General features: G+C 59.7%; 14 protein-coding genes. All 14 read left to right on the top strand.

Features of this window, described 5'->3' with window-relative positions; translation table 11 throughout:
- The first annotated feature begins 78 nt into the window (after positions 1 to 78).
- The 14 genes from DDIC_RS05485 (at position 79) to DDIC_RS05550 (ending at position 14573) form a co-directional block, all read left to right on the top strand.
- Positions 79 to 567: a thermonuclease family protein gene (locus DDIC_RS05485; RefSeq protein ID WP_247647565.1), complete on the top strand. Its 489-nt coding sequence runs from the start codon at positions 79 to 81 to the stop codon at positions 565 to 567.
- A 30-nt stretch (positions 568 to 597) separates the two neighbouring features.
- Positions 598 to 1020, top strand: a complete 423-nt coding sequence (locus tag DDIC_RS05490; protein WP_136399508.1) for a hypothetical protein — start codon at positions 598 to 600, stop codon at positions 1018 to 1020.
- Between the two features lie 2 nt (positions 1021 to 1022).
- Positions 1023 to 1553: a 3'-5' exonuclease gene (locus DDIC_RS05495; protein ID WP_247647566.1), complete on the top strand. Its 531-nt coding sequence runs from the start codon at positions 1023 to 1025 to the stop codon at positions 1551 to 1553.
- 240 nt (positions 1554 to 1793) lie between these two features.
- Positions 1794 to 2207: a flagellar basal body rod protein FlgB gene (flgB, locus tag DDIC_RS05500; protein ID WP_136399509.1), complete on the top strand. Its 414-nt coding sequence runs from the start codon at positions 1794 to 1796 to the stop codon at positions 2205 to 2207.
- 69 nt (positions 2208 to 2276) lie between these two features.
- Positions 2277 to 2714 (top strand): flagellar basal body rod protein FlgC, encoded by a 438-nt coding sequence (flgC, locus tag DDIC_RS05505; RefSeq protein ID WP_136399510.1) that lies wholly within the window; start codon positions 2277 to 2279, stop codon positions 2712 to 2714.
- A 56-nt stretch (positions 2715 to 2770) separates the two neighbouring features.
- A complete protein-coding gene (fliE, locus tag DDIC_RS05510) occupies positions 2771 to 3217 on the top strand; it encodes a flagellar hook-basal body complex protein FliE (RefSeq protein ID WP_136399511.1) in 447 nt (148 codons plus the stop codon).
- Between the two features lie 225 nt (positions 3218 to 3442).
- The gene (gene fliF, locus DDIC_RS05515; protein ID WP_136399512.1) at positions 3443 to 5086 is read left to right on the top strand and encodes a flagellar basal-body MS-ring/collar protein FliF; all 1644 of its coding nucleotides are present in this window, start codon (positions 3443 to 3445) and stop codon (positions 5084 to 5086) included.
- On the top strand, positions 5064 to 5270 hold the full coding sequence (locus DDIC_RS05520) for a flagellar M-ring protein FliF (RefSeq protein WP_247647567.1): 207 nt from the start codon (positions 5064 to 5066) through the stop codon (positions 5268 to 5270). The genes fliF and DDIC_RS05520 overlap by 23 nt, the downstream gene beginning before the upstream one ends.
- Before the next feature lie 44 nt (positions 5271 to 5314).
- Positions 5315 to 6310 carry a flagellar motor switch protein FliG gene (gene fliG, locus DDIC_RS05525; protein ID WP_136399513.1) on the top strand — a complete coding sequence of 332 codons (996 nt, stop codon included), beginning with the start codon at positions 5315 to 5317 and terminating at the stop codon, positions 6308 to 6310.
- A gap of 37 nt (positions 6311 to 6347) precedes the next feature.
- A complete protein-coding gene (locus DDIC_RS05530) occupies positions 6348 to 7949 on the top strand; it encodes a FliH/SctL family protein (protein WP_136399514.1) in 1602 nt (533 codons plus the stop codon).
- Between the two features lie 6 nt (positions 7950 to 7955).
- On the top strand, positions 7956 to 9473 hold the full coding sequence (locus DDIC_RS05535; RefSeq protein ID WP_136399515.1) for a FliI/YscN family ATPase: 1518 nt from the start codon (positions 7956 to 7958) through the stop codon (positions 9471 to 9473).
- A 338-nt stretch (positions 9474 to 9811) separates the two neighbouring features.
- Entirely contained in the window at positions 9812 to 12442 is a 2631-nt protein-coding gene (locus tag DDIC_RS05540) for a PEP/pyruvate-binding domain-containing protein (RefSeq protein WP_136399516.1), read from the top strand.
- Complete coding sequence (locus tag DDIC_RS05545) at positions 12442 to 14145, top strand: sensor histidine kinase (protein ID WP_136399517.1); 1704 nt, start codon at positions 12442 to 12444, stop codon at positions 14143 to 14145. The genes DDIC_RS05540 and DDIC_RS05545 overlap by 1 nt, the downstream gene beginning before the upstream one ends.
- 50 nt (positions 14146 to 14195) lie before the next feature.
- Positions 14196 to 14573 (top strand): response regulator, encoded by a 378-nt coding sequence (locus tag DDIC_RS05550; RefSeq protein WP_136399518.1) that lies wholly within the window; start codon positions 14196 to 14198, stop codon positions 14571 to 14573.
- The last annotated feature ends 1 nt before the right edge of the window (position 14574 follow it).

Below are 14574 nucleotides of genomic sequence, written 5' to 3' on the forward strand. Positions count from 1 at the left end.
CGCCTGCCTTGACAAAGGTCTGGCGGCACAGGCATTATCTGGCAGTACAATCTGCAAGATGTTGCGGGGGATTTTTTAATGCTTATCCGGCTGTTGACATTTATCGTCTTTATTATTTCCACTGCGCTTCCTGCAGTTGCAGAGACCACCTGGACTGCGTATGTGGTAAATGTGGAAGATGGCAATACCATTTCTGTAAGCACCAAGCACGGCAGCGATGAACCGGAAGCGGTTTTGATTTTTTACGGCATCGAGGCCCCCAGCCATAACCAGCCCTTTGGCCCCGAGGCCGTGGCCTACCTGAAGAGCGTCATGCCCAAGGGTACCAAGGTCGGCGTTGAAACGGTGGGACAGCTTGAAGCTGGGCCCATTGCAGCGCTGGTGCAGGTGGGTGGCGATTCCATCAACTACAAGATGGTGATGGGAGGTCTGGCCTGGGTGGACAGGCAAAAGTGCAGGGCCATTTTTTGTCGGCGCTGGCTTATTCAGGAACACCAGGCTGTGGTTGACAGGCGCGGCATCTGGAGTTTGAATATGAGCACCCCACCTTGGCAGTGGGGCCGCTGACAAATCGTCATACCCCCAAAAGGAGCGCTTATGGAAGTTACAGGTTCCGAAGAATTGCGCGAATTTCTTGACTCGTGGCAGGACGACCCGCTCAACATAAAGAAATCGTTTACGGAATACATGGAGTTTCTGGCTGCGCACAGTAATGTAAGCTTTACCTTTAAGGCCCGGCCTGGCGTCAGCTACTCGTTGCGCGCGCGGCACAGCATCCAGACCAAACGAGTGCTCTTTGTGCTGCTGGACGTTGTGGACGACGAACCCGCAAGCCGCTGGCTTTCCATATGTTTTTATGACGACATGGTGACAGACCCCGCCGACAAGGGCGACTTTGTGCCCGGCGGCCTCATGGGCGAGGACGCCCGCTGCTTTAACCTTGAGGACGACGATGCCGTCATGCGCGACTATATCAGGGCGCGTCTGGCCGAGGCCGCCCGCAAAGCCGCAAAAGAGTAAGTGTGCTTTCTACAGATATATGCAGCAGTGTAGCCATTGACTTTGAAACTTCAGGCTACTCGGCCCACAGCGCTTGCGCCGTGGGCCTTGCTCGTATTGAGCAGGGCAGGGTGACCGATGTTTTTTACAGCCTTATCAGGCCGCCGTCGTCGCGGATAATGTTTACAGAGATACACGGCCTGACCTGGCCCATGCTTAAGGACGCGCCAACCTTTGCCGAAGTGTGGCCCCAGATGCAAACCTTTTTTGAAGGGGCGACGCATCTGCTTGCGCACAATGCCTCGTTTGACAGGCGCGTGCTGGCCGCCAGCTGTCAGGCTGCGGGCCAGCGCGAACCGCGCACGCCTTTTTTGTGCACGCTTAAAGGATCCCGGCGCAGTCTGCCGCTTGCCTCCAAAAAACTCAGCAGCGTGTGCTCCTATTTTGGCATCGCGCTGAATCATCATCACGCTGGCTCCGATGCCGAGGCCTGCGCACGCATCTATCTGCAGCTGCGTTCGCTGGGCGTTACCGACGCCCAGATGCGGCTGTAGCTCCAGCTGTCCCAATTCATAGCGCCGATTTGCCCGCCCGTTTTTTCGGGCGGGTTTTTTTGTTGCCGGCCCCTGAGCTTCTCCCTGTCTTGCTCCATCCTTGCGCCTTGCTGTCAAAATACTGTCCATCAGTGGCGTATGCTGCGTTAACTTACTGTAATTAAATGAATTATTAGTAATGGAACGCTTGTTGCTATAAACTTGGCAAGCAGATTTCCGTGAATCACGGGGGTACGAATAATGAAATCAATGTTCAATATGGAAATTGGCCTTGTGGGCAAGGTCATGGATATGCAGCTGCAGCGGCAGAACATCATTTCGGGCAACATCGCCAACGTCGAGACGCCCAACTACAAGCCGCGCGAGCTGACCTTTGAAAAAGAGCTGCAGTCGGCTCTGGGCCTTGACGCCAGAGGCGAGATGACCCGCACCGAGGCGGGCCACATGCCCACGGCCTTCAGCCCGGATTCCTTTGGTCCGCAGTGGGATATGGCGGTCAAACCCCGCGTTGTCCACGGCGAAGACCGCGTGAATATTGATAAGGAAATGGCGCGACACGCCAAAAACCAGTTGCAGTATACGGCGCTTACCCAGGTGATGACCAAGTCTTTTGAAGGCTTGAACACCATCATTCAGGACGGCAAGCAGGCCTGATTTTTTGCCCGCCGCCGCGTCCCATGCGCGGCATAGCCGGAGAGGCAGCGGGCAGCGTAGGAGGAAGCCATGGACTTCATGACGGCATTTGACATCAGCGCGTCGGGCCTTGCAGCCGACCGCACCCGCATCAACACCATTTCGATGAACCTGGCCAACGCCAAGACCACGCGTACGCCCCAGGGCGGGCCGTACCGCCGCCGCAGCGTGGTGCAACAGACGGCGGATGTGGATGATCCTTTTTCCATCCACATGCGTTCGGCTCTCGACAGGGCGGTGCAGGGCGTGCGCGTATCGGCCGTAACCATGGACAACCGCCCCTTCAAGCGGGTGTACGAACCCGGCAACCCCGACGCCAATGCCGAAGGGTATGTGATGTATCCCGATATCAACGTGGTAGAGGAAATGGCCAACCTCATGACCGCCCAGCGCAACTATGAGGCCAACGTCACAACTGTGGACGCCGTCAAGGGCATGTTTGTCAAGGCTCTGGATATCGGCAGATAGGTTTTGGCTACGGTTGCGGCATAGAAAACGAATTTTTGCGAAGCGCGGAGGTTGTCATGAGTATCCAGGCAGTTGGCATGAAGGCGTACAGCGAGGCCATACAGAATTTCAGCAAGGTTCAGGGCAGCCTGCAGCAGGGCGCTTCTGTCGGGGGGCAGTCCCAGTTTGCCAAAACGCTTGATCAAAGCCTGCTGCGCGACAGCGTGGACCGTGGCGAAAACTTTGGCGCCCAGGCCGATTTTATCAAGTATCCTACGCAGGCGCACACCCAGGTAACGCCGCAAAACAGCTTTTCGGGCACGATCAAAAATTCGCTCAACAAGGTCAACGAACTCGATAATGCCAAAAACCTCGCCATCGACGATTTTGCCTCGGGCCGCACGCAAAACGTGCACGAGCTCATGATCACCATGCAAAAATCCAGCATGGCCATGAAGCTTACCTCGGCTGTGCGCGGCAAGGTGCTTGAAGCATATAAAGAAATTTCCAGAATGCAGTTCTGATTTTTTTCCTTTCCGCACGCACTCCTGAACGTCAGGTCCCTCCCACGGCTCAGCCTCGGGAGGGATTTGACGTTTTAGGCGTCACAAATTTGAACATGCTGCCATGGTTATAAAAAGATTATTTTATTATAGGTAGTTATCAAGTGGCATGGCAATTGCTTTGGCATGGCATATGTCCGGCCAAAGCGCCGGAATTACGCCAGTCTTCGCACCAGGAGCTAACTTATGCCGGCTTTTCTTATGCAGTTTGTCAATTCCATCAAGGCGATCTGGGCCAAAATGAGCGTGATGCAGCGCGTGGCCGTCCTGGGTGGGTTGGTGCTTGTAGGCTCTGCAGCCATCGGCCTTTCCATCTGGGCTTCACGCCCCGATTTAAAGGTGCTGTACTCCAACCTCAGCGCCGAAGACGCCAGCGTCGTCATCAAGTCTCTCCAGGCCGACAAGGTCATGTACCAGCTCACAGACAATGGCAAAACCATCCTTGTTCCCAAGGAGATGGTCTACGACGAACGCATCAAGATCGCGGGCGAAGGCGGTCTGGTGGGGCAGGGCATTGGTTTTGAAATTTTTGACAAGGTCAAGGTCGGCCAGACCGACTTTGTGCAAAAGATAAATTACACCCGCGCGCTGCAGGGGGAACTTTCGCGTACCATCAGCGAGTTTCCGGGGGTGGAAAGCGCCCGCGTGCACCTTGTTATTCCGCACCGCAGCCTTTTTGTCGAAGAGCGCCAGTCGCCCTCGGCTTCGGTGGTGCTCAAGCTCAAGCACCCCAACGTCAAGCCCGACCAAAAGGAAATCAACGCCATCCTCAACATGATGCTTATGGCGGTTGAAGGGCTCGATAAAACGCACATTTCCATCTCTGACAACGGCGGCAAGGTGCTGTACCAGCCGGAGTCGGACAGTCTTGCCGGAGCCAGCTCCACCCAGATGGAGCACCGCCAGCAGGTGCAGCGCAACCTTGAGCGCCGTATCGAAGAAATGCTGCAGCCCATGTTTGGCCCTGGCCGCGTCATCGCCAAGGTCAACGTGGACATGGACTTTAGCCAGCGCACCATCCGACGCGAACTTTTTGACCCCGAAAAAACAGCGGTGCGCAGCGAGCAGCGCAGTGAAGAAACCCAGCAGGGCCGCTCAAATCTTGAGGGCGGCTCGCCCGACGCCAACTTTCGCGGCGACGGCGTTACCGGGTCGGCATCCACGCAGAACGGCAGCCGCGAAACCCGCACCACCAACTACGAGATCAATAAAGAAGAGCAGCAGATCGTAACCAATGTTGGCGATTTGAAGCGCATGACGGTTGCAGTCCTCATCGATGGGACGTATGAAAAGACCAACGGTGCGTGGACGTTTATGCCGCGCAAGGCAGACGACCTTGAGCGCGTGCGCCAGCTCGTCACCAATGCCGTGGGTCTGGACAAAGCCCGTGGCGATGCTCTTGAAGTGAGCTCTGCTCCTTTTACGGATTCCGAGCCGCCCAAGGACCCCAACTTTGCCGAAATGCTGGCCGATTACGCAGAACGCCTGGGCAAGCCCCTGCTCAACGCGCTGCTGGCCTTTCTGTTTCTCATGCTTGTGGTGCGGCCCGTGGTTTTGGCCCTTATCCGTCCCAAGGTTGAAGCCGGTGAAATGATCGAGGGCCTTGAGGGCCTGCCCGCCGCCGAAGAGCAGCTGGCGCTCTACGAGGCGCTTGAAGAGGCCGCCAAAACGGATGATGCGGCAGAAGTCGATGAAAGTGACGACGATATGGTTTTCAAGGATGTTGAAGCCCTGAAGGCGCATATTTTCACCCTGTCCGACAATCATATGGAACAGGTGGTGATGCTGGTGCGCGGCTGGATGAAAAATGATGAAACAGCTACAGCCTAAAAAAGCGGGCAGCCCGCCGGCGGAAAGCAGCTCGTCGCTCTCGCAGCTCAAGGCGATCCGCCTGGCGCAAAAAGAAAGCAACCAGCGTGTTGAAGAACTGAAAATGCGGCTCTTTCATATTACCGAGCAGCATATGGACCAGGCCGTGCGGCTTATCAAGCGCTGGCTTGCAGACAAGGAATAGCAACCCCGATGGGCCTCGTGCGGCCACGGTGAAGGAGTAGGGAGATGGAGTTGACCGGCAAACAGCGTACTGCCGTGCTGCTGCTCGCCATGGGCGACAAATTTACGGCTGACGTGTTCAAGCGCATGGACCGGCAGGAAATAGCCGACATCTCCAGAGCCATTGTGGAGTTGGAGCCAGTACCCCGCGAGGTTGTGGAGGAAGTGCTGCGCGAGTTCCACGAGTCGCTGGTTGAAGGTGTGGATATGATCACTGGCGGCAGCGATACGCTCAAACGCCTGCTGGTCAAGAATCTTGACCCCGAAACCGCCAAGTACGTCATGGACTCACTGAGTCTTGAGACAGGCCCGGCGCCCTTCCGCGAGCTGGAATCGGTCAGCCCCAAGCTGCTTTCGCAGATTTTGCGCAACGAGCATCCGCAAACCCTGGCCCTGATCATCGGTCATCTGCATCCCGATCAGGCCGCCAATTTGTTGACAAACCTTCCCGCTGGCGTGCGCGCCGAGGTGCTCATGCGCCTTGCGCGGCTTGAGGCCGTGCCGGAAGAAATGCTTATGGAAGTGGACAAGGTGCTCACTAGCCAGCTTATCGCCATGGGCGGCAAGGAAGGCAAAAAAGTGGGCGGCGTGCAGTCTGTGGCCGAAATCCTCAACGCTGTGGACCGCGCCACCGAAGAAGAAGTGCTTTCCGAAATCGAAGAAGACTCCGCCCAGATGGCCGAAGATATCCGCAACCTCATGTTTGTGTTCGAGGATTGCAAAAATATCGACGATCGCGGCGTGCGCGAAATGCTCAAGGAAATTTCCAACGAAGACCTTACCCTGGCCCTGCGCGGCGCCAGCGAAGATCTGAGGGAAAAATTCTTCAAAAACATGTCGGAACGCGCGGGCAACATGATTCGCGAAGAACTGGAGTTCATGGGCCCGGCCAAGCTCTCCGACGTGGAGGCGGCCCAGCAGAACGTCGTCAAGATCGTGAGGCGGCTTGAGGGCGAAAACAAGCTGGTCATCAGCCGTGGCAGCGGCGACGTTTTTGTTTAGCGGCTCGCCGCAAAATCTGTAACCATCGGAACCGGCCATGGCGTCAGACCAGTTGCGCAAAAAATGGGGCACCATCTTTATGGGCGAGCGCGAGACATCCCCTCAGCAGCTCGATGCCATGCAAGAGCCGTTGCTCCGTGAGCGCGCCCAGCACCAGCAGCAGGAAGATTATCTTGCGCGGGTGCGTGCCAGGGCCGAGGAACGCGCACGCGAAATTCTTGGCGCTGCCTATGCTGAACGCCAAAAGGTGCTGGAAGAAGCCGGGGGCGAAGCTCAGGCCAAAATACAGCAGCTTACGCAAGAGGCCCGGGCGCTTAAGGCGCAGGCGCAGGGCGAAATGGCCGCAGCCCATGACGAGCACGAAAAAGCCCGCGAGCTGCGCGATGAAGCCGAGTTTATTCGCAACAACGCGCACAACAACGGTTTTCAGGCCGGGATGGAACAGGCCGGAGCCGAGCTTAAGGAATTCAGGGCCGACGTGGGGCAGATGCTGGGCAATACCCTGCTGGCGCTGGAGGCCCAACGGCATGCGCTGGTTGAAGACTGGCGCGACGAGCTGGCCGAGCTGGCCCGCGTGGCCGTCGAGGCCGGTACCGGCTGGGTTTTGCAGACCGAGCACCAGAATGTGCTGCAACATCTGGTGTTCAGCTCGCTGCAGCTGCTCGAAAACCGCTCTACCGTGACCCTGCGCGTGCACCCCGACGACGAGGAGACCGTGAGCGACCTTTTCAGGGCTGCCCGCGAGCGCGTGCCCGAGCTGAACCAGTGGATCGTCAACGGCGACGCCTCCATCGAGCTCGGCGGCCTTGTGGCGGAGAGCGCCAGCGGTTCGGTGGAAAATCTGCGCGCTCACTACCGCGAGATGGTCAACGGCATTCTTGAGCACCTCACCTTGCCGCAGGGAGCGCAAGAGGGGCAGGCGGCGCAGGCTGCCAGCGAGGTGTCGGCGCAGGAGCTGGCGAGGCTGGCCGAGGTTGTGCCTCCCAGGCCCGTACCAGCAGGGGAAATGCCCGTTTTGGTGGACGACATGCCCGAGGGCGAAGCGGGGCCGGGAGCCGAGCAGGAATCCGGGCCTGAATCCGTGGAGGATTCTGAGCCGCCGCAGCCAGGCGATCCCGAACAGGGCGCGGTCCTCGCCATGGGGTCCACTGCGAGCAACGACGCCGCACCCGTGCCTGCGGATGCGCCAGCAGACCCCGCCGTACACAACTTTGACGCGGGCGCGCAGCCCGATGACGGCGCCGCTCCCATGCGCGCGCCTGAAGCGGCATTGCTGTCCGATGCGGCCCCCGTACATGACGAGCCCCCCGCATCGGCGCATCCTGCAGTGCCCGCAGCCCCAGAGCCTGTAGACCCGGCAGCTGCCGGTCAGGCCGCCCCCAAGCACGGAGCGGACAACGTGCAGCAGCCTGCCAATGAACATTCTGCAGACGTGCAGCCGACATTTGCAGCGGAGCCTCAGGCCCCGCAGCAGGCTGACGCCCATGGGCGTCAGGTTGCCAATCCCAGTCTGGCCGAGCTTGAGGACGAGCTTTTTCCCCTGCCGGAAGAAGAAAAAATCCACGCAGCCCAGCCGGATTCCAGCGTATTTGTCAGCGGGGGCTTTTTGCCCGGCTCCGGCAACGGTCAGCCGGAGTAACCCGTCATGAAGCTCGACCCTGATGCCTGCATAAAACTGCTCAAAACAAGCACGCCGGTGCGCCTTTACGGCAAGGTCAACAAGGTTGTGGGCCTGGTGGCCGAGGGCAGCGGCCTGCGCGCACCCCTTGGGGCCGTGTGCCACATGCTGCCCGACGACGGCGACGAGGGCATCGCAGCCGAGGTGGTGGGCTTTCGCGATGGCAACCTGCTGTTTATGCCCTACGGCGACATGCGGGGCATACGGCCCGGCAGCCGCATACGCAATACCAGTCTGCCGCCGGTTTTTCCCGTAGGGCCGGAGATGCTGGGCCGGGCGTTTGACGCCTTTGGCTCGCCGCTGGACGCAGGCGCTCCTGTGAGCGCCGAGCTGTACGTTTCGCCCCTGCCCGTGGGCGAAAGCTCCAAAGAAGACTTTATGCGTCAGCAGGAGGAGCAGCGCCCCTTTGCGCCGCAGTGGGCCGACGAGGCCCGCAAACTCTGGCATCCCGAGCTTGCGCCCATCTATGCCGATCCGCCGAGCCCCCTGCAGCGCCCCCGCATCACCGATATTCTTGATGTGGGCGTGCGCTCGGTCAACAGCCTGCTTACCCTGGGCAAGGGGCAGCGCGTGGGCATCATGGCCGGTTCGGGCGTGGGCAAGTCCACGCTCATGGGCATGATGGCCCGCTACACGCGCGCCGACGTCAACGTCATCGCCCTCATCGGCGAACGCGGGCGCGAAGTGGTGGAATTTATGGAGCGCGACCTTGGCCCCGAGGGCATGGCCCGCTCTGTGCTTGTCATCGCCACTTCAGACCAGTCGCCCCTTGTGCGCATGCGCGCGGCCTACGCGGCCACGGCGGTTGCGGAATACTTCCGCGACAAGGGCATGGACGTGCTGCTGATGATGGACTCCGTAACCCGTTTTGCCATGGCCGCCCGCGAGGTGGGTCTGGCAGTGGGCGAGCCGCCCACCACCAAGGGCTACACGCCTTCGGTTTTTGCCCAGCTGCCCAAACTGCTGGAACGCGCCGGGCGCTCCGCCAAGGGAACCATCACGGGCATTTATACGGTGCTTGTTGACGGCGACGACTTTAACGAGCCCATCGCCGACGCCGTGCGCTCCATCCTTGACGGGCACATTGTACTTACCCGCGATCTGGCCGATCAAGGGCATTTCCCCGCCATTGACGTGCTGCGTTCCATCAGCCGTTTGCGCTCCGACATCTGCGACCGGCAGGACGTGCTGGCCGGGCGCGTCGTCACCCGCTGCATGAGCACTTTCAGGCGGGTGGAAGACATGGTCAACATCGGCGCCTATGCCAGGGGCACCAATGCCGAGATTGACGCGGCCATCGCCAAAATGCCGCTTATCAACGCCTTTTTGCGACAGGATGTGGGCGAGCCGCAGTATGTGGAAGACTGCATGGCCCAGATGCGCGCGCTGGCCGACATGGACGACGGCCAGCAGGGCGACCCCAACGGCAACCCGCAGGGCGGCATGCCCGTGCCGCAGCAACCCAACGGCGTCGCGCCTCTGTAGACGCTCACGGCATTCTGCCTTTCCCCTCATTATTTATTTTAAGTATGGGAATTCTGTCACATGCGGCTTGAAGGCGGCTTAGTGCTGTGCTAGGTTCAATGTGCAACTGTTGGCGCTGACCGGTTTTTTTGCCCTGGCACGGGCTTGCTGGGCGGGGGCAGGGCAACGCCAAAAGTTTGTCCGCCCCGCGTGGTTTTTTGTAAAAACCCGACGCAATACGCGTGCAAGGCAAACTTTCCGCCCGCCACGATGCACGACGTTATGGACGAAGACAGCAACGGTGTTTTGCCGGTAAACAGGCATTTCACAGTGAAAACGCTCTATCTTGTGGAGCCGCCATGTCCCTGAGCCGCCTGTTGGGCTTTTTAACGCGAGCCGCCCGGCGCGGAGATGAATCCGTGTCCACTTCTTCCGTCAGCTCGGCGGAAGAAGCTCAGCGTTTTTTTGCCTTGCGGCACCACTCGTTTCGTATGTTTCTTACGGCATGGAACGCCTTTCAGGAAACCATGACCGACCTCGAATACACGCTCTGTTGCGACCACCCCTTCGGTCTTTACCGCGTGCGCGCCCTGTGCACATCCATGGCCACCCAGGTTTTTCAGTGCATCAAGCAGCTTGAGCGGCTCGACCCAGCGCCGTGCGCCGCCCTGTATGCGCGCTTTGGCGAGCTGCAGAAGCTTGTGGCCGAAGAAGTGTACGAGCCGGAGGCCTGCCTGCTGGGGCCGCTGGTGGTTCCTCTGTGTCAGGACGACGCCGGATGTCTGGCCAGCCTGCACAGCGAGGGCCGGGTGCTGGTAGACCCGGCAACCGCGCGGCTCGAAAGGCTGCGCCCGATGTTTCCCGGTGCTGTGCCGCAGGGCTTTGTGGTTACGGCGGCGGGCTGTCAGCATTATTTTCAGAGCGGCGACCTGCAAAGCGAGATAAACCGCTGCATTCAGGCCGCTGGCGGTCTTGCCCCCAACCACCTGGCGCGGCTTTCCAAAAAGCTGGGCGCACTGGTGGAGGCAACCCCGCTGCCGGAGGATCTCGCCCGCGAAATTATCGAGCAGGTGCAGCGGTTGCGCGACCTGTGCGGCAGCCGGCCCATGCAGCTTTTGCTGCGCGGGCGCGTGTGGCCGCCTGCGGCTGGCGAGGGCGAAGGCTGCGGCGTTGTGTTGTGGGGGCCGCCGGTACCTCTTGATGCGCCGGATGAGGATATTTTGCGTGCCGTGCGCGCAACCCTGGCCAGCAAGCAGCGCGCGCAGGCCCTGGTGTACCGGCGTGCGCGGGGGCTTACGGAAGGCGGCACGGGCGTCTGCCTGACCTGCATGGCCGTGGATGCTGGCTGCTGCGGCGGTATTGCCCAGTCGTCCGCGCCGTTGAGCCCGCACAGCGCCAACGTGCATGTCTACGGGTGCTCGGGCCTGCCGCAGGAGGTGGAATATTCCACCATGCCGGTGGACGCCATAAGCGTTTCGCGCGCGGCCCCGCATGCGGTGACAGACCGCCACCCCTTCAAGCCCAAGCGCCCGGTGCTGGATGATGCAACCGCCGTGCGGGCTGCTGAGCTGGCCCTTGCGGTGGAGGAAGCCGCAGGCAGGCCAGAGGTGCTCACCTGGGTATGCAACCCGGAGGGCCGCGTTTTTATGCTCATGGCCCGGCCCATGTCGCTGCCGCAGCAAGAAGAACAGCCGCTGCCCCAGCCCGGCAAGGCTCTGGACGACGCCCTGCTGCTCGAGGGAGGCTTTACGGTAAACCCAGGTCGGGTCTCCGGCCCTGCCTGGGTGGCCCGCCGTTGGGAGGATGCGCGGCGTTTCCCCACTGGGGGCATCCTGGTGGTGCCGGGCGATAATTATATCTGGGGGTCGCTGATCGACCGTGCTGCCGGCATTGTGACGGAGCGCGGCTTTCAGGGGTCGCGTCTGGCCTCGCTGGCGCGCGAATTTGGCAAACCGGCGGTTTTTGGCCTCAAGTGGGCCACTGAGGTCGTGGAAAGCGGCCAGCGCATTACGCTGTGCGCCGACCTGCGCACCGTGTACGAAAACCGTCAGGATTCGCTGCTGCCCAAGGTGCCGCCAGGCAAGGACTATATGCCCGGCAGCCCGGTGTACCAGATTTTGCAGACCGCCTCGCGCCGCATTCTGCCCCTCACGCTGGAGGTGGACAGCGTCGATTTTAAGGCCGCCAACTGCGCCACCTACCACGACATTGTGCGCTATTGCCACGAAAAGGCCGTGAGCGCCATGTTCAGCCTCGGTTCGGAAAAAAAATACGCTCCGCAGCGCATCAAGCAGCTGCGCGACAAAGTGGTCAAGCAGTTCTGGGTGGTCAACCTCAGCGACGGTTTTGTGCGTACCCCCCAGGGACCGGTTATCGACGTGGAGGATGTGGCCTCGCTGCCCATGCAGGCCTTGTGGCACGGTATGAACGCCCACCCCTGGCAGGGGCCGCCGCCCGTGGACGGCAAGGGTTTTCTTTCGGTGCTGTTTGAGGCCACGGCCAACCCTAATCTGGACCCCGCCGCACAGACCGCATATTTTACTGAAAAAAATTATTTTCTTGTTTCAAGCGATTATTGCAGTTTGCATTCCCGTTTTGGTTTTCATTTTGTTTCGGTGGAGGCTCGCCTTTCAGACCGCACCAGCGAGAATTATCTGAATTTTCAACTGCGCGGCGGCGCTGCCAATATTGAACGCCGTATCTTACGAGTGCGCTTTGTTGCCGATATCCTTTGGGAATTTGGTTTTTCACCAGTGGTGCGCAACGATGCCGTGAGCGCCACGCTCAAGAATATGGATAAAGAAGAAGGCGAGCGCCTGCTGGCCGTGGCGGGTTACATGACCATCCATACCCGGCAGCTTGACATGATAATGCAGGATCCGGCCATGGTGGCCGCCCGCCGCAACGAGATGCTCGGCCACTGCCGGGCGCTGTTTCAGGGCGAGCCCATTGCTGCTTCCACCGACTCTCCATCGCAGGAGGCCCGTTGATGTCGTCCACCGTGCCTGCTCCCCACAGAGGCTACAGGGCCATTTACCGCCGGGTGCTGGTTACCCTGCTGCTCATGGCGCTTACGCCTCTCGTCGCTCTTGGACTGTTTTGTCTCGACAGGCTCAGCGCCATCTATGACGAAAAAATCACAGCGGGCATCGAGGCTGTTATCAGCAGCAAGCACCGCGCCCTTGATACCTTTATGGTGGAGCGCATCGCGCAGGTCAAAAATCTGGCTTTTACCCACCCCTACGCCGACCTTAGCAATCCTGTGCGGCTGAGCGAAATTTTCAGCGTGCTGCAGAGCAACAGCCGCTCGTTTGTAGATCTGGGCATCATTGGCATGGATGGCCGTCATGTTTCGTATGTGGGCCCTTTTGACCTGCGCGACGCCAACTATTCCGACGCGCCATGGTTTACGGAGGTGCTGCGCAAGGGCGTGTACGTCAGCGACGTGTTCATGGGCTATCGCCATGTGCCGCATTTTATCATTGCCGTGCTGCGGCACGAGGGCGGCCGCAGCTATATAATGCGAGCCACTATTGATATGGACGCCATCGACGCCCTGTTGCGGCGCATCTACTCCGGCCCGCACAGCGACGCCTTCATTGTCAGCAATCAGGGCGTGCTGCAAACAGGCTCGCTTTACTGCGGCGAAATCATGAGCACGTTTGACCTGCCGCAGGAAAACCTGACCCGCAACAACGTGGTGACCATGCACAAGACCATCCCCAGCGGGGAAGAAATGGTCGTGGCCATGATGCGGCTTGATTCGATGCCCTGGGTGCTGGTGGTCATGGACGACGTGCGTGACAGCCTCAGGCCTTTGCGGCAGCTCAAGGCGCTGATACTCTTTTTTACCCTGCTTGGCGGCGCGCTGACCTGCATGGGGGCCGAGCTGTGCACCCGGCGGCTGGTGGCCTCGCTTGAAGTCTCGGACCAGAAGCAGGCGCACATTGACGCCCGCATGCTGCAATCGAGCAAGATGGCCGCCCTGGGCAAGATGGCTGCGGGTGTTGCGCATGAGGTCAACAATCCGCTGATGCTTATTCAGGAAAACGCGGGCTGGATCCGCGACCTGCTGGACGACGAAGACCCCGAAAAAATCAAGAATTACAAAGAAATTGTTGAAAGTACCGAAAAAATCGAGCAGCACGTCAAACGCGCCAAGGGCATTACCCAGCGGATGCTGGGTTTTGGGCGGCGCATGAACCCGGGCCGTACAGAAATTCTTATCAGCTCGCTGGCCGATCAGGCCATTGAAATGCTCAAGTCCGAGGCAAACAGCCGCAATATTGCCATTGTACGGCAGTTTGACGCGCAGGTTCCGGTCATTTTGTCCGACCCGGCCCAGCTTGAGCAGATATTTATCAACGTGATCGACAATGCCATTGACGCCATGGGCAAGGATGGAACCCTGACCGTCAGCACCCAGCCATGGAAAGCCGGCGTGCGCGTTTCCATCACCGATACGGGGCCGGGTATGGATCAGGAAACCATGCGGCAGATTTTTGACCCCTTCTTTACCACCAAAAAGGTCGGCGAGGGTACGGGTCTTGGCCTTGCAATCTGCTACACCATACTTGAAAAGCTTGGCGGCCGCATAGACGTGCAGAGCGAGCTTGGGCACGGCACCACGTTCAACATCTTTTTGCCGGCGGAACCGCCGCAGCTTGCGCCTGAAGACAGCGCGGAAGCGTAATACCACCGGGCTGCCCCGTCGGGGCATGCTGCCATATAAAGGAGGCCCCCATGCGCGCACTGTTTGTGGACGACGAAGTGGAATTTTTGGAACTGATGCAAAAACGCCTCACCCGGCGCGGCATGGATGTCGTCACTGCTCCCGACGGGCAGTCGGCCCTGGACGCGCTCGACCAGGCCCTTGCCTCGGGCCAGACCTTTGAAATTGTGGTCATGGATGTTCGCATGCCGGGCATGGACGGTCTGGAAACCCTGCGGCATATGAAGGAAAAAGCCCCAAAGATCCCTGTTATCCTGCTTACGGGGCATGCCTGCATGGGCGTGGCCGTGCAGGGGCTCGACCTCGGCGCGTACGACTACATGCTCAAGCCCGTGGCCATCAGCGAGCTTATCATCAAGATGGAGGAAGCGGCTCGGTCCGCTATGTAAA

Source organism: Desulfovibrio desulfuricans (genome assembly GCF_004801255.1).
In the GTDB taxonomy this organism is placed as follows: Bacteria; Desulfobacterota; Desulfovibrionia; order Desulfovibrionales; family Desulfovibrionaceae; genus Desulfovibrio; species Desulfovibrio desulfuricans_C.

What these genes read in the sequence shown, in the direction of transcription:
- DDIC_RS05545 (WP_136399517.1), top strand. Translation starts at nt 12,442, where the DNA reads ATGTCGTCCACCGTGCCTGCTCCCCACAGAGGCTACAGGGCCATTTAC.
- DDIC_RS05540 (WP_136399516.1), top strand. Translation starts at nt 9,812, where the DNA reads ATGTCCCTGAGCCGCCTGTTGGGCTTTTTAACGCGAGCCGCCCGGCGC.
- DDIC_RS05530 (WP_136399514.1), top strand. Translation starts at nt 6,348, where the DNA reads ATGGCGTCAGACCAGTTGCGCAAAAAATGGGGCACCATCTTTATGGGC.
- fliE (WP_136399511.1), top strand. Translation starts at nt 2,771, where the DNA reads ATGAGTATCCAGGCAGTTGGCATGAAGGCGTACAGCGAGGCCATACAG.
- flgC (WP_136399510.1), top strand. Translation starts at nt 2,277, where the DNA reads ATGGACTTCATGACGGCATTTGACATCAGCGCGTCGGGCCTTGCAGCC.
- DDIC_RS05490 (WP_136399508.1), top strand. Translation starts at nt 598, where the DNA reads ATGGAAGTTACAGGTTCCGAAGAATTGCGCGAATTTCTTGACTCGTGG.
- flgB (WP_136399509.1), top strand. Translation starts at nt 1,794, where the DNA reads ATGAAATCAATGTTCAATATGGAAATTGGCCTTGTGGGCAAGGTCATG.
- DDIC_RS05485 (WP_247647565.1), top strand. Translation starts at nt 79, where the DNA reads ATGCTTATCCGGCTGTTGACATTTATCGTCTTTATTATTTCCACTGCG.
- DDIC_RS05535 (WP_136399515.1), top strand. Translation starts at nt 7,956, where the DNA reads ATGAAGCTCGACCCTGATGCCTGCATAAAACTGCTCAAAACAAGCACG.
- fliG (WP_136399513.1), top strand. Translation starts at nt 5,315, where the DNA reads ATGGAGTTGACCGGCAAACAGCGTACTGCCGTGCTGCTGCTCGCCATG.
- DDIC_RS05520 (WP_247647567.1), top strand. Translation starts at nt 5,064, where the DNA reads ATGATGAAACAGCTACAGCCTAAAAAAGCGGGCAGCCCGCCGGCGGAA.
- DDIC_RS05550 (WP_136399518.1), top strand. Translation starts at nt 14,196, where the DNA reads ATGCGCGCACTGTTTGTGGACGACGAAGTGGAATTTTTGGAACTGATG.
- fliF (WP_136399512.1), top strand. Translation starts at nt 3,443, where the DNA reads ATGCCGGCTTTTCTTATGCAGTTTGTCAATTCCATCAAGGCGATCTGG.